Origin of the sequence: Lacibacter sp. H375, from assembly GCF_037892425.1 — a bacterium.
Taxonomy (GTDB): Bacteria; Bacteroidota; Bacteroidia; order Chitinophagales; family Chitinophagaceae; genus Lacibacter.
Window position 1 is genome coordinate 3,327,973 of the sequence record NZ_JBBKTT010000001.1, and the last position, 16,105, is coordinate 3,344,077.

Sequence of the window (16,105 nt, forward strand, 5' to 3'; positions counted from 1 at the left end):
AGTGTACTATGATAAATAAATTTACAGGCGCAAATTATATCGGTTACGTTGTAAGTAAGGAAGGTACAACAACGTTCCAGGCATTTTCACCTGCAACTAATCGTTTTTTAGATGACAGATTTCATCTTGCAACTGAAAAGGAATTTGAGCAGGCACTTCAATTAGCTGAGCAAACATTTGTAACATATAGTGCTATTGCTGCGACAAAGCGGGCCGATTTTCTTGATGCAATTGCAGATGAAATTATTGCGCTTGGAGATGTACTGATTGATCGTTGTACCGCAGAAACAGCATTGCCTTCTGCTCGTATAATTGGAGAACGTGCAAGAACATGTAGTCAGTTGAAATTATTTGCACAGTTATTACGTGACGGTTGGTGGGTTGATGCCCGTATTGATACTGCGCAACCAGACAGACAACCTCTGCCAAAACCGGATATCCGTCGTATGTTGGTTCCGGTTGGTACAGTTGCAGTTTTTGGTGCCAGTAACTTTCCATTAGCTTTTTCAACAGCAGGAGGCGATACAGTCTCAGCATTAGCTGCAGGATGCCCGGTAATTGTAAAGGCGCACTCATCACACCCTGGTACCAATGAGTTAATTGCTTCAGCAATTATAAAAGCAGCCGAAAAAACGGGAATGCCGGAAGGAGTGTTTTCATCACTTTATCTTTCACATGAAGATGCTATAAAGCTTGTACAACATAGAGCCATTAAGGCTGTAGGTTTCACCGGTTCACGTGCAGTAGGTATGCGGTTATTTCATGCAGCAGCATCTCGTCCAGATCCAATTCCTGTGTTTGCCGAAATGAGCGCTGTAAATCCTGTTGTGTTGCTGCAAGGCGCACTAAAATTGAACAATGAAAAAATTGCAAAAGACTTAGCTGCTTCTATTACACTTGGTGCAGGCCAGTTTTGCACAAACCCGGGATTGATCTTGTTGATTGATGATGAACATTCTAAAATTTTCCTGAAAAGTCTTGAGCATGAAATTAACAGCAAGGAGCCTGCTGCAATGTTGAACAGAAATATTTATAAAGTTTATAATGATTGTTTGCAAATAAGGCAGCTGAGTTCAGTTGTTCAGTTGCTGGCGAAATCAGTTAAACAAGCTGATTCTGACAGAAGCGAAGCCCAACCGGTTGTGTATTCAGTTAGTGCAGAAAATTTTCTTTCCCATAAAGAATTAAGTGAGGAAATATTCGGCCCGGCATCTCTTGTGGTAGTATGTAAAAGCAATGACGAATTGTGTAAAGTATTGAGTTCAATGGATGGACAATTAACTGCAACAGTTCATGCATCAGCAGATGACGTATTGGAAACAAAGGCTGTAGTTGAAAGGATTACTCTAAAGGCAGGAAGAGTTATTTACGGTGGGTATCCAACTGGAGTTGAAGTATGCCATTCAATGCAGCATGGAGGACCTTTCCCCTCTACAACAGATGGACGTTCAACTTCTGTAGGCACAGGAGCAATCTATCGTTTTATTCGACCATTGGCCTATCAGGATTTCCCTGATCATCTACTTCCGGATTCATTACAAAATAGAAATCCTTTAGGCATATTACGATTGATTAATGGTGAATGGACAACCCGGGAGATTTAATGCTTATTACCCTAAAGTAAAATCAAAAAAGATATAGTCACACTTAAGCTGTGATTCTCAAAATCAAAAGAGCCATTTAAGTGATTTCAGGCGGCAGCAAACCTTGCCGCTTAATGATAAACCTGAATGAGCTGTGTTGTAATGGATAAAAATATTGCAGAGAATATTCATTGTAAAAATCTTAGCACTTATGTTGATTTGATCCAGTCTCAATAATCATAATTCATTAACCATTTTATTATTCAAGCATGTTTAAGAAATATAAGTTACACTTTACCGGCTTTGTTGTAGCTATCAGTCTTTTTATAAGCAGTGTTACCTATGCACAGCAGATAAATGGTGCGTATGAACTATTTCGTGATACAAAGCAAACTGTTGATAACAGAGTGAGCGATTTAATTAGTCGTCTTACACTTGAAGAAAAAGCAATTCTTTTAAATCATCGGGGAACAACAATTGAGCGATTTAATATTAAGTCGGATGGATGGAACCAATGTTTGCATGGCGTATGGTGGGATCGACCTACAACTATGTTTCCGGTTTCAATTGCAATGGCTGCAACATGGAATACAAAGTTGATTCATGACGTGGCAAATATTATTTCAGATGAAGCCCGTGCGATTTATAATGGTTGGCAAACTGATACAACATTTAAAGGAGAAAAGAAAGGTTTGATTTACCGGGCTCCGGTGATTAATGTAAGCCGCAATCCTTATTGGGGCAGAATCAATGAAAGTTATGGGGAAGATCCTTTTTTAACGGGAAGAATGGGTGTTGCATTTGTGAAAGGGCTCCAGGGAAATGATCCGAAATATTTAAAACTGATTTCAACATTGAAGCATTATGCCGTAAACAATGTAGAGGTCGACCGCATGAAACTTTCAGCCAATGTAAGTGAACGTATGTTGCATGAATTTTGGTTGCCTCATTTTTACGATTGTATCACTGAGGGAGGTGCGCAATCAGTGATGGCTTCTTACAATGCTATTAATGGAGTGCCGAACAACATTAACAAAATGCTTCTTACTGATGTGCTTAAAAAGCAATGGGGCTTTAAGGGATTTGTAGTATCCGATTTAGGCGGTGTAAATACAATGGTAAGAGGCCATGAAGCCGGAAAAATGAGCTTTGAAGAAGCAGTTGCTAAGTCTATTATTGCCGGTTGTGATTTTTCCGATAATGAGTTCATGGAATATATACCAATTGCAGTTAAGAAAGGATTGCTGCCTCAAGATCGTTTGAACGATGCTTTGTTTAGAGTTTTGCGTGGTCGTTTTTTATTAGGCGAATTCGATCCTGCATCAATGGTGCCTTACAGTAAAATATCACCATCAGTAATTGGTAGTCAAAAGCACAGAGCAATGTCGTTGAAAACAGCGCAGGAAGCAATTGTTTTATTAAAGAATAAAAACAACACATTACCTCTCGATCGTAGGAAAATCAAAACAATAGCGGTTATAGGACCTCATGCAAATTTGTTTACAGCTGGTGGTTATAGTGGTAAAGTAAAAGACCCTGTAACACCATTGCAGGGCATCAAAAATAGAATGTTACCGGGAACCGAAATTCTTTTTACCGAAGGAGCTCAAATAGCACCACCGAGAGACAGCACAGCTCAAAAGTTTGATAAAGAAAATGAATTAAAAAAAGCTGTTGAATTTGCAAAGAGGGCCGATGTAGTTATTTTATATGTTGGCACTACTCTGGCTATTGAAGCAGAGGGAAGAGATCGCAAATCGCTAGGGTTACCTGGTAATCAGGAAGAGTTGGTTCTTGCTGTTTTAGCAGTTAATCCCAGAACGATTGTTGTGGAAATGAACGCAGGTCCTTTAACTATTCCTGCTATTAAAGATAAAGTTCCTGCTATACTGGAAGCCTGGTGGTTGGGTGAGGAAGGAGGAAATGCGATTGCTGATGTTATTTTCGGCAATGTAAATCCTGGCGGTAAACTTCCATTAACGGTTTATGTTTCCGAAACGCAGGTGCCTTCAGTTGATGAATATGATGTTACAAAAGGTTTCACTTACATGTATGTGAAAGGAAAACCATTGTTTGCTTTTGGACATGGCTTAAGCTATACAAACTTCACTTATACGAACTTAAAAATAGCATCGAAGAAAGTTAAAGACAACGGAGTTGTCAATATCAGTGTTACTGTACAAAATACAGGTAAACGACAAGGAGATGAAGTTGTGCAGGTTTATGTGCATGATATTGAAAGCAGTGTTAAAAGACCCGCCAAAGAATTAAGGGCATTCGAAAAAGTAAGCCTTAGGCCTGGAGAAAAGAAGACACTTGATTTTGTAATTCCCATTAGGAAGTTTGCTTTTTATGACGAGAAATCACATGGCTTTATGGTGGAGCCTGGCTTGTTCGATATCATGATTGGTAGTTCGTCTGAAGATATCCGTTTAAAAGATAAAGTAGAAGTGATTGCTTCAAAATAAATCAGGTTAAAAAATGTTTGCCAATTCATTTCGAAAATTACCACATGAAATCAATTTATGTAAATGAATAATCAAGTTTAAAATATGAATATAATTAATCAAAAAAAATAGTATGAAGAAAATCAAATGCATACTTGTTATTTTAATCAGCAGTTTGTGTGTCAGTAACCTGTATGCTCAAAATGCACGCATTAAAATCGATATTGAGCGAACTGTGGGTGAGGTAAATAAACATATATACGGAAATTTTGTAGAGCATCTTGGTCGTTGTGTTTATGGTGGAATTTATGATACAGTATCAAAGCTCTCTGATGAAAATGGATTCAGAACGGATGTGCTGGCAGCTGTAAAAGAATTGAACCCAACAATTATTCGCTACCCCGGAGGTAACTTTGTTTCCAACTATAACTGGCTTGATGGAGTAGGACCAAAGTCTGATCGTATTCCACGATTGGAGCTTGCATGGTACACGTTAGAACCAAATACTTTCGGCACAAATGAATTTATGCAATATTGCAAGCGTGTTGGTGCCGATCCTTATTTCTCAGTAAATATGGGTACCGGTACAATTGAAGAAGCACGACGTTGGGTTGAGTATTGCAATGTTAAAGAAGGCCCTTACTATGCAGAATTAAGACGAAAACATGGTTTCCCTGAGCCACATGGTATAAAATACTGGAGTCTTGGAAACGAAATGGATGGTCCCTGGCAAATGGGACACATGAATGCTGAAGATTACGTAAAGAAAGCGAGGGAAGCTGCAAAGCTCATGCTGCGCACTTCACCAGAAATAAAATTAATTGCGGCAGGTTCGTCAAATTACCGTGAAGGTGCCGATCCGGATCATTGGAACTACACTATTTTAAATGGGCTGAAAGATGTGATCGATTATATTGCTTTGCATATTTATGTAGGCAACCCTGATACTAATTATTACAACTTTATATCAACACCATTGGTACTAGAGCAACGTACTAAAGTTGTAAAGGGTATGATTGATCAAGTAATGCAAACGGCGAACCGACTCAACCGTGATCCCATCTATATAGCATGGGATGAATATAATGTTTGGTACAGGGCCAGAAGAGGTAATGCAGCAAGAGGAAAAAATGCATTGGAAGAACGATACAACCTGGAGGATGCTTTAGTTATAGCTGGTTTTCTAAATGCGTTTGTCCGGAATGCAGATATCGTGAAGATGGCAAACATGGCCCAGCTGGTAAATGTAATTGCACCTATTTTTACAAATGAGCAAGGGATGTTTAAACAAACAATTTTCTATCCGTTGCAATTGTTTGCGAATAATGTGTATGGCACGTCTTTAGATGTATTCGTTGATTGTGAAACATACAATACGAATAAGTTCTTTGTAGGTCTGGGTGAAACAACTACACAACAAAGCAAGGTGCCTTACCTTGACGTGTCAGCAACTTACAAAGATGATGAAGTAGTTATTTGTGTTCTTAACCGCAATAAAGATCAGTCCATCAAAACAGATATTCTCTCACAGAATGGCGCTTTTGCGGGCAACATAGAAGTGTATGAAATAAATGGTCCTGATATTAAATCAACTAATGATTTCGGAAAAACAGAAGTGCAAACCGTAAAAAAGCCATTTGTAAAAGGAACAGACAAAACAATTACCTATTCTTTCCCGCCTCATTCATTTACGATTTTGAAGGGCAGGATTAGCAGGTAAAGGTTACAAGAGAAATAGACGCTTGGTGCAGCTAATATTGTTTACTGCAAACACACATCCTACAATAAATGATTTGATAATTTGGAAAAAACATACCCTTTATTCTTATTGCTAGGAGAAGATTTAACGGAATTGTTTAGCGACTTTGACTTTAACAAAGTAGAAGTTAGTACGTAATAAGAACAATCAAAATTTTCAAAAACGTAATTGTTTAATTTTTTTTTAATGTTATAGTTGTATGAATTCAACAATCGGAAATCAGTACGAAAATTGGTACTTTTTGTTGAAATATTGGGACTTTTAGGCGAACTAAATTAACTAATAATTGTCAATTTTACAATTATTGATTCCTAACGATTAAAACGAACTTGCTATGATTATAACTACTCTCACGTTTGTATCTACCTGACAAATTTAAATGATGCTGTATTACTCTTAAAAGTTTGCATGATCATTTTCATTTAAACCTGAACTAAGATTTTATACTCGAATTAAATATTTTAATTATGGACAGATGGCCCAATCATCGTCTGTATTTAATTGGCACTTTTATTTACTAAAAATAGTAGTGTATTAACAAACCTGCATTTATATAAAAACCAAAAAAACGATTATGAAGGAAACAAACTCCCTCCTGCCAAAAAAAATGATCGGACTACTGATTATTTTTTTTACCCTCTTTTTTTCAAACAGCCTGTATGCACAGTCCGCTATAACCGGAACTGTTGTAGATAAAGCAGGCAAACCAGTTAGTGCTGCCACTGTAACGGTTAAAGGAAAGTCTGTAGCCACCAAAACCGGTGATAACGGAAACTTTTCTGTAACTGCATCTCCTGACGATGTGCTTATAATTACATCAGTTGGTTTTGCAACTCAGGAAGTATCACTCAACGGCAAAACTTCGATAAGTATTGTAATGGATGCTGCTGCTTCCGATTTGGGGGAAGTAGTGGTAATCGGTTATGGTACACAACGGGTAAAAGATTTAACCGGTTCTGTTTCTGCCATTAATATTACTGAAACAAGAAAGTATTCCACCAGCGATATGTCGCAGCTTTTACAGGGCAGGGCAACTGGTGTGCAAGTAAATAGTGATGGCCAGCCCGGTGCTGCACCAAGTGTACGTATCCGGGGCTTCAGCACATTTGGAGGATCACAACCGTTTTATGTTGTTGATGGTGTTCCTGGTGCTAGTATTCGTGATTTTAGTCCGAATGATATTGAAAGCATGACTGTTTTAAAAGATGCATCAGCTGCTGCCATTTATGGTGCTGCAGCTGCAAATGGTGTAATTATTATTACAACAAAACAGGGGCGGAAAAACTCTGAAATGAAAATTACATACAATGGTTATTATGGTATTGACAAAGTATGGCAAATTCAGGATGTAACAAACCGTGCTCAGTATCAATTGCTCAACAATGAATCTCGTATCAATGCAGGCAAACCATTATTTCCTGCTAACGACCCAACAAATCCGTTGTTTGTAAATAATATTGATACTGATTGGCAAAAAGAAGGTTTAAAAACCGGGAACCGTCAAAATCACAATGTAAATATGTCTGGAGGTGGTGCAAATAGTACCTACAATATTTCTCTTGATTATTTTGATAACAACGGTACCTATGTAGGTAATGGCCCGGACTATAAGCGATACACTGCACGTGTTAATACTTCTGCAGAAAAAGGACGCTTTAAGATTGGTCAATCACTCAGCTATACACATTCAAAGGAAAATACACTCACCTTCAGAGACGATATCTTGTTAGGTGGTATTCCTCCATTGATTGGTTCGTTAGTAATTGCAATTCCAACAATGCCGGTTTATGACTCAAGAAATCTCAATGGGTTTGGTGGATCTAATTCTGAATTTAATGGAGCTAATTCATTAAATGGTATTGGTGTTAACAGCGTACTGGAAAACTATGTAGATGTGGACCGTACGTTTGCTAATGTGTATGGTGAATATAAAATCTTAAAGAGTAGCGGTCATAATCTTAAATTCAAAACAAGTTTGAATTACGATAAAACAATTACCAGGGATTACACATGGCAACCTGCTTTTTATTTTGGAAATTTTTTCAGTAGAAATATTGCCCGTTTGAATGATGACTCGAGAGTGTTTACAAATGCTTCAATAGAAAATACATTAGATTATCAAAAAGAGTTTGGCAAACATAATGTAGAAGCTTTACTCGGTCAATCGTATAGGTATGGAAGTTCGGTTTTCAGAGGAAGCAGAGCAGAAGGTTTCACCCTTCCTTACTATCCGGTAATTAACAATGGTCAGACACGCTCTTCCAGCGGCTCAGAATTTGAGAATGCGTTAAGTTCTTATTTCGGAAGGATTAATTATTCTTACGATGATAAGTACTTGTTATCAGCGTCGCTTCGCAGAGATGGGTCATCGAGGTTTGCGCCTGCAAATAAGTTCGGTTATTTCCCTGCAGCATCAGTGGGTTGGAAGATCAGCAGCGAGGAATTCTGGAAGGTTCCGGAGTCAATTGTTTCTGATCTTAAATTAAGAGCAAGCTATGGCAAATTGGGTAACCAGCAAATTGCAGATTATCAATTCCAGGGAACAATTAATACCGGAGTGGTTTATACGTTTAACGGTATCAGTTATACGGGTGGTTTACAAACTTTAGTTGCCTCGCCTGATATAAAATGGGAATCAAAGGAAATTGTGAATGTAGGTTTTGATGCAAAATTCCTAAATGGGGCAATTGATTTCTCGGCAGAATATTACAATGCAAAAAGTACAGATATCCTGGTTGGTATCACTATTCCTGCAAGTGTAGGTTTTTCAAACCTTAACCCTGTAGTAAATGCAGCATCTCTCCAAAATTCAGGATTTGAATTCTCTGCAGTATACCACAAACGGAAAGGCGATTTCACATTTGACATTTCTGCAAACTTCTCAACATTAAAAAACAAAGTACTGGCCTTGGGTGGTAATAATGAACCACTCGTTGGAGTTGGTGCAAGAACAGTTATTGGTGGCGAAGTGGGGGCTCATTACGGATTTGTATATGATGGTTTATTTCAGACACAAGCTGAGATTAATGCACATGCAACTCAGTTCGGAGCTGTACTTAAACCCGGAGATGTCCGTTACAAAGATATCAGCGGACCTGATGGCAAACCTGATGGTGTAGTGAACGAAGCATATGACAGAGTTACACTTGGAAGTGGTATTCCGAAATACAACTATGGTTTTTCATTTTCCGGTGCTTACAAAAATTTTGACTTATCGGTCTTTGCTTCAGGCAGCGCTAAGTTTTTAATCAACAGCAGAATGTATCGTGACCTGCATCATACAGCCGGTGCTATTAATTACCATGTTGATATGTTAAACAGATGGACACCCACCAATACAAACACTGATATTCCAAGGTTAAATGATGATGATGTAAACAACGGTAAAGACTCAAATCGTCCGGGTTGGTTACAGAATGGTACTTATCTGCGCATTAATACAATTGCAATTGGTTATACACTTCCCACTATTATTAAAGCTGTGTCTAACGCAAGAATATATGCTACAGTTCAAAATCTGTACTCGTTTCAGAAATACCAGGGTTATAATCCTGATTTCACATCTGGCGTGTTGAATCCCGGTTTTGATTTCGGCTCTTATCCTAAACCAAGAACGATCATGTTTGGCGTACAGGTTACATTCTAAACATCATCATACTTAAAAAAAATAATTATGAAAAAAATATCGATTCTCATCATCAGTTGCTTGTTTGTTATCAGCGGATGCGACAAGAAACTTGATTTGGTAAACCCGAATTTATTAACCTCATCAGATTACTGGAAAACCAAAGAGCAGGCCTATGCAGGTGTAACAGCAATTTACAATGCATTGACTGTTGATGGTTCTTACATGCGTTCATTTCCCGGTTTAACAGATAGTCGTGGCGATGATTTTACAGGTGACAGTCCATGGCTCGACCTGGTATTGACAGGGCAGTTTATCATACCATCAACTTCCGCTCCTGTATTCTGGATTTGGAGAGAGTTCTATCTTGTGATTAACAGAGCCAACCAGGTAATTTTCTATGTAAGCAAATACGATGAATCTGTATTGCCTGCAGCAGAAAAAAACAGACTGCTTGGTCAGGCATATTTCCTTCGTGGATTGGCTTACTATAACCTCGCTACCACGTTTAAAGAAGTTCCTGTAATTACAGAACCAATTACAACTCCCGCAGATTACAGTACACCAACTGCAACAGAAGAAGTTTTATGGAATCAGATATTTTCCGATTTTGCTGCCGCAGAAACCAATCTTCCAATTACATATACGAATGTTACAGGTTTGGATGCGGGTCAAAAAGGTAGAGCTACAAAAGGTGCAGCAGCGGGCATGTTGGCCAAATCGTATTTATTCAGAAAAGATTATGCAAAGGCTGGCACACAATTAGAGAAATTTTTCGCTGGTGGCCCCTTAGCAAATGTTTACTCGTTAATGCCTGATTACCGTGACAATTTCAGAGATGTAAACGAGAATAATGCAGAATCACTTTTTGAAGTTCAGTTTACAGAAGGCGTTGGCACCGATATTAACTGGTGTTGTGATCCTGTTGGTTCATGGAAACAAGTGCAGGCAATTTCTGTTACATACGGAATGGAAGGTGCTGGCTTTTCAGATTACCTGCCTACACGTTGGATATATGATGAATACAAACTGGAACAAACAGTTGATGGGAAAAGCGATCCTCGTCTGTTAGTAACAATTGCATCATATGAACCAGCAGACAATTCAACAATGGCTTATGGCCGTCCATGGTTCAATCCGATAAACAGAATTTATCCAAGAAAATATACAAATGATGGCGTGGGTAACGGTAAACCATTTGAAGGAGCAGCCGAATCGGGCATCAACTACAGAATCCTGCGTTATGCTGATATTTTGTTGATGTATGCCGAAGTGTTAAATGAAACAAACAGAACCAGTCAGGCTTATCCATTCATTCAGCAAGTGAGAACAAGAGCAAAGCTTCCAAACCTCGCTACTGTAAAGCCAAACATGACGCAAGCGCAGATGCGTGACCAGATTGCACACGAAAGAGCTTTGGAATTTGCAATTGAAGGGCAACGTATCAATGATATTATTCGTTGGGGATGGTTGTATGATGCAACAAAACTTGCCCAATTAAAAGCGCATGATGCTGACTTCAATTTTTGGAAACCAGGTAAAGAATACCTTCCAATCCCGCAACAGGAACTGGATGTAAATAAAAATCTTAAACCTAATTCAGCAAACTAATGATCTGAAGAATTGATAATTCCCGCTCGATTTCTGCGGACGGGAATTATCTTTTTCAAGTAACAAAGAATAATAAGTAATCATTTTTTGAACCGGTACAAACTATACTGTTTTTTTCTGCTGATTCCTTTCATGGAATATGGTTGCAGATCTGGTGCTGTTGCTGACAGCAAGTTCTATTTTACGTTAATTAAGGCTGATGATACCAATATTGACTTCAGTAATGAGATTACCGAGAGTGATTCGGTAAACGTGTTTAAAAACGAATACATGTATAATGGATCCGGTGTGGGAGTTGGTGATTTTAACAATGACGGCCTGCAGGATCTGTTTTTTGCCGGAAGTATGGTTAGCAGTAAACTTTACATTAACAAAGGCGATTTTAAATTTGAAGACATAACTACTCAGGCAGGTATTACAACCAACAGGTGGTGTACAGGCGTAACAGTGATCGATATTAATAACGATGGGTTTCAGGATGTATATGTTTCTTCTTCTCATTCGGCCAACGCCGAACAAAGAAAAAATCAGTTGTTTATTAATGATGGTAAACTTCATTTTACCGATCAGGCAGAGGCATATGGTTTGGCTGATACCGGTTACTCAACACAGGCAGCCTTTCTCGACTTTGATAAAGATGGTGATTTGGATATGTATTTACTAAATCACCGGCTTTATAGTCATACAGCAAATAATCTTCAACCTAAAGATACCAGTGGTACTTCTCTTGCACAGGATAAGCTCTACATGAATTTGGGTGTGTCTGCAGGCAAGAATCATCCTGTATTTAAAGATGTTTCACTACAGGCAGGTATAAAAGAAGATGGTTATGGATTGGGTATTGTTGTTACAGATGCAAACCAGGATAACTGGCCGGATATTTATGTTGCCAATGATTATATCGGTAACGACCTTTTATGGCTGAATAATCAGGACGGTACATTCTCTAACAGTATTTCGTCTTCATTGAAATACCAAAGCTATAACAGCATGGGGGTGGATGCAGCCGATATCAATAACGATCTGCTTCCCGATCTTGTAACATTGGATATGCTTCCCGACACTAATGAACGTAAGAAGATGATGCTCAACAGCAGCAACCAGGAAAAATTTGATATGCAGCAACGACTTGGATATGAGCCTGCTTACATGCGAAACATGCTTCATCTTAATAACGGTAATCGCCAGGTGAAAAATAAACAGGTTCCGTTTTACAGTGAAATCGGTCAAATGGCAGGCATATTTGAAACTGACTGGAGCTGGAGCGTACTTATGGCCGATTTTGATAATGATGGCTGGAAAGACATGCATATCACCAATGGGTTGGGTAAAGACGTAACCAATAATGATTATGCTACGTTTAGAAATTCACAAACACATGTAACCAATTATACATTTGGTGGCGGCACTTCTCAAAAACCGTTAGACACAAACACAATCGCATCGCTGCGAAAAGAAATTGATGAATATGGCAGCGTTAAAATGGATAATTATTTTTTCCGTAACAACGGCGATCTCACATTTAATAATATCACATCCCAAACTGGTTTTGCTATTCCATCTATTTCCAGTGGAGCTGCCTATGCAGACCTTGATAATGATGGCGATCTCGATCTGGTAGTAAACAATATTAACCAAGAAGCATTTGTTTGGAAAAATGAACTTCGTCAATCAATTTCCGATAGTACAGAGAATTTTCTTTCAGTACAACTCAAAGGCTCATCAACTAATACTGCAGGTTTAGGTTGTAAGCTGGTTGTTTATTCAAATGGTAAACAGCAGATCATTGAGCAATCACCCGTAAGAGGTTTTTCATCCAGTGTTGATTTCAGACTTCATTTCGGCATCGGAACTGCCACAATTATTGATTCACTTAGAGTGCAATGGCAGGATAATAAAGTAGAATTGCTTACGTCTATTAAATGTAACCAACAGCTTGTTGTAAATTATAAAGATGCGCATGAAAGTACATCTGCAAAAAAACAGTCTATTGGTCATACTTTGTTTGCTGAAATAAGTGTACCAGGCTTTGATTACAAACATGCCGAAGTTCAAAATTTTGATTTTGGTACACATCAACCTTTACTTCAACGATATTCACAATTAGGCCCCTGTATTGCAACAGGAGATATGAACGGTGATGGTCTTGCAGATTTTTTTGTGGGCGGTGCCGCCAACCAATCCGGTCAATTGTTTTTTCAAAAACCAGATGGAAGCTTTGCTTCAACCAATCTTGTTGAAGGCATGAAGCCTGAAGAAGATTTAGGTGCCGTTTTGTTTGATACTGATGCTGACGCTGATCTTGACCTGTTAATTGTTGGAGGCAGTTTTGAATTTACCGTAGCAAAATACAATCAACCACGACTTTATATTAATGACGGCAGGGGTAAATTTTTATATGATGCATCAGCTTTGCCGCTTATAACGGATATTACTGAGGCAATAACTGTAGCTGATTATGATGGAGATAAGGATGTGGATGTTTTTATTGGCGGTCGATTAACTCCGCAGCAATATCCACAATCGCCACGCAGCTATTTATTGCAGAATAACAAAGGAAAATTTACTGATGTAACGAAAGCAGTAAGTCCGGGGTTGGAATTTCCCGGGATGATTAATGCTGCACAGTTTACCGATTTCAATAACGATAACAAGCCTGATCTTGTATTGTCCGGGGAATTTACACTGATCCGTTTTTTCAAAAATGAAAATAACAAATTGATTGAAGTAACAGGCGAAACAGGTCTTACAAAAATGCGTGGTTTCTGGCGTTCATTACAACAGGCCGATCTGGATAAGGATGGCGATATGGATTATGTTGTTGGGAACATGGGTTACAACAATCGATATCGTCTTACTGCTGATAAGCCAATGGAACTGTATGCAAAGGATATGGATAAGAACGGATCCATTGATTTGATTCCTGCATATTATATCAAAAATAAAAATGGGAAAGTAGCGCTTTATCCGGCTTTAGATCGAAATCAATTAGCCGAACAGGTGCCTGCTGTTAAGAAAAAATATTTACTGCATAAGGATTATTCAGCTGTAACAATGAAGCAATTGGTGAACGATTTTGGTGCGGATGATTGGACAGTTTTAACCTGCGAAACCTTTTCGTCTGTTTGGATTGAGAACGAAGGGAATGGAAAATTTAAAACACATGTGTTGCCTGTACAGGTTCAGTTTGCGCCGGTAAACGATATTATAGTGGATGATGTTGATGCAGATGGTTTTCTGGATATACTGGTTGCAGGTAATGAATATCAAATGGCAGCAAGTACCGGACGGTATGATGCATCTTACGGACTTTTCTTAAAGGGTAATGGTAAAGGGGAGTTTGTTCCTGTTAATGCAACAGCGAGTGGATTGGTAATTGATGGAGATGTAAAGGATATGAAGTTGATTTCAATAAGTAATAAGGGCAAGGTTTTGTTGGTTGCTCCCAATGATGGTAAACTCAAAACATTTTCAGTAAAGCAATAACATAAAAAAATATGTAGGTATATATGAATACTTCGATCAAAATGAAAAAAACATTTTTAACTGCGGCATTATCGATCGCAGCTTTGGCCGGTTTATTTGCGCAGCAAAATTCAGCAACTATTAATACAGATGCCGGCAAACACATCATTAATAAAAACATTTACGGTCACTTTGCCGAGCACTTAGGTGCTTGTATTTATGGAGGGTTCTACGTAGGTGATACCAATAAAATCATTCCCAATACAAACGGTGTAAGAAACGATATCATCGATGCTTTAAAAAAATTAAAAGTTCCGAATTTACGTTGGCCTGGTGGTTGCTTTGCAGATACCTATCATTGGAAAGACGGCATAGGTCCGAAAGCAAACCGTCCTTCTATTGTAAACCGTTGGTGGGGAGGAGTAACCGAAGACAATAGTTTTGGTACACACGATTTTTTAAACATGTGTGAGTTGATAGGTGCAACACCTTACCTCGCAGGAAATGTGGGAAGTGGTACTGTACAGGAACTGGCCGATTGGGTGGAATATGTAAATGGAAAACCCAATACAAGCCCCATGAGCAATCTGCGTGTAAAGAACGGCCGCTTACAACCATGGAATGTTACTATATGGGGTGTAGGTAATGAAGCATGGGGATGCGGTGGCAACATGAAGCCTGAATATTATTCAAATTTGTTTCGTCAATATTCAACTTATATGACCGATTGGTCTAATAGTGATAAGCTGTTTCGTGTGGCATCAGGAGCAAACGTAGATAATTATAATTGGACAGAAGTATTGATGCGTGATATTCCGCATAACATGATGGAAGGTGTGGCACTGCATCACTATGCCCACTTAAAATGGACGGAAAAAGGATCAGCCACTAATTATAACGAAGCTCAGTATTTCGCAACAATGAAGTCGGCGCTTCGTATGGAAGAACTGGTAACAAGACATTCAACTATCATGGATAAATATGATCCGGAAAAACGTGTTGCATTGGTTGTAGACGAGTGGGGTGGCTGGTATGAAGTTGAACCGGGAACTAATCCAGGTTTTCTTTATCAGCAAAATACAATCCGTGATGCAATGATCGCCGGAGTTACGCTTAACATCTTTAATAACCACAGCGATCGGGTACGTATGGCAAACCTTGCACAAACAGTAAATGTCCTGCAAGCCGTTATTCTTACCAATAAAGAAAAGATGATTACAACGCCAACATATCATGTAATGGAAATGTACAATGTACATCAGGATGCAACGATGCTTCCGCTCCAGCTTACAACAAATGATTATGTGTTTGGTAATGAAAAATTGCCGGCGATATCTGTATCAGCTTCAAAAAATTCAGCAGGTGTTACACATATTTCATTGGTAAATATTGATGCATCAAAAGAGCAAACTATCAGCATTGATTTGCGTGGTGCGAAGTACAATACTGTTACAGGCCGTATTCTTACTTCGAAAAAGCTACAAGATTATAACTCATTTGATGAGCCAAACAAAATTCAACCCTCTGTTTTCAATGGAGCAAAGTTAATCGGAACAACTTTACAGTTAAAGCTCCCTCCATTTTCAGTTGTTGTTTTAACCTTGAAATAAAAAAG

The 16,105-nt window shown here is 38.6% G+C and carries 7 protein-coding genes; all 7 read left to right on the forward strand.

The features are described 5' to 3' along the window. The first annotated feature begins 8 nt into the window (after positions 1-8). Positions 9-1,604, forward strand: coding sequence for an aldehyde dehydrogenase (NADP(+)) (locus WG954_RS14475; RefSeq protein ID WP_340437372.1), 1,596 nt, complete (start codon positions 9-11; stop codon positions 1,602-1,604). 248 nt (positions 1,605-1,852) lie between these two features. After that, the gene (locus WG954_RS14480) at positions 1,853-4,051 is read left to right on the forward strand and encodes a glycoside hydrolase family 3 C-terminal domain-containing protein (RefSeq protein ID WP_340437374.1); all 2,199 of its coding nucleotides are present in this window, start codon (positions 1,853-1,855) and stop codon (positions 4,049-4,051) included. Between the two features lie 112 nt (positions 4,052-4,163). Beyond that, positions 4,164-5,750 (forward strand): alpha-N-arabinofuranosidase, encoded by a 1,587-nt coding sequence (locus tag WG954_RS14485; protein ID WP_340437375.1) that lies wholly within the window; start codon positions 4,164-4,166, stop codon positions 5,748-5,750. 613 nt (positions 5,751-6,363) lie between these two features. Beyond that, a complete protein-coding gene (locus WG954_RS14490; protein ID WP_340437377.1) occupies positions 6,364-9,435 on the forward strand; it encodes a SusC/RagA family TonB-linked outer membrane protein in 3,072 nt (1,023 codons plus the stop codon). Between the two features lie 27 nt (positions 9,436-9,462). Next, positions 9,463-11,025 (forward strand): RagB/SusD family nutrient uptake outer membrane protein, encoded by a 1,563-nt coding sequence (locus WG954_RS14495; RefSeq protein WP_340437379.1) that lies wholly within the window; start codon positions 9,463-9,465, stop codon positions 11,023-11,025. A 270-nt stretch (positions 11,026-11,295) separates the two neighbouring features. After that, on the forward strand, positions 11,296-14,511 hold the full coding sequence (locus tag WG954_RS14500) for a VCBS repeat-containing protein (protein ID WP_340437380.1): 3,216 nt from the start codon (positions 11,296-11,298) through the stop codon (positions 14,509-14,511). A gap of 23 nt (positions 14,512-14,534) precedes the next feature. Next, complete coding sequence (locus tag WG954_RS14505) at positions 14,535-16,100, forward strand: alpha-N-arabinofuranosidase (protein WP_340437381.1); 1,566 nt, start codon at positions 14,535-14,537, stop codon at positions 16,098-16,100. The last annotated feature ends 5 nt before the right edge of the window (positions 16,101-16,105 follow it).

What these genes read in the sequence shown, in the direction of transcription:
- WG954_RS14480 (WP_340437374.1), top strand. Translation starts at nt 1,853, where the DNA reads ATGTTTAAGAAATATAAGTTACACTTTACCGGCTTTGTTGTAGCTATC.
- WG954_RS14485 (WP_340437375.1), top strand. Translation starts at nt 4,164, where the DNA reads ATGAAGAAAATCAAATGCATACTTGTTATTTTAATCAGCAGTTTGTGT.
- WG954_RS14495 (WP_340437379.1), top strand. Translation starts at nt 9,463, where the DNA reads ATGAAAAAAATATCGATTCTCATCATCAGTTGCTTGTTTGTTATCAGC.
- WG954_RS14505 (WP_340437381.1), top strand. Translation starts at nt 14,535, where the DNA reads ATGAATACTTCGATCAAAATGAAAAAAACATTTTTAACTGCGGCATTA.
- WG954_RS14490 (WP_340437377.1), top strand. Translation starts at nt 6,364, where the DNA reads ATGAAGGAAACAAACTCCCTCCTGCCAAAAAAAATGATCGGACTACTG.
- WG954_RS14475 (WP_340437372.1), top strand. Translation starts at nt 9, where the DNA reads ATGATAAATAAATTTACAGGCGCAAATTATATCGGTTACGTTGTAAGT.
- WG954_RS14500 (WP_340437380.1), top strand. Translation starts at nt 11,296, where the DNA reads ATGTATAATGGATCCGGTGTGGGAGTTGGTGATTTTAACAATGACGGC.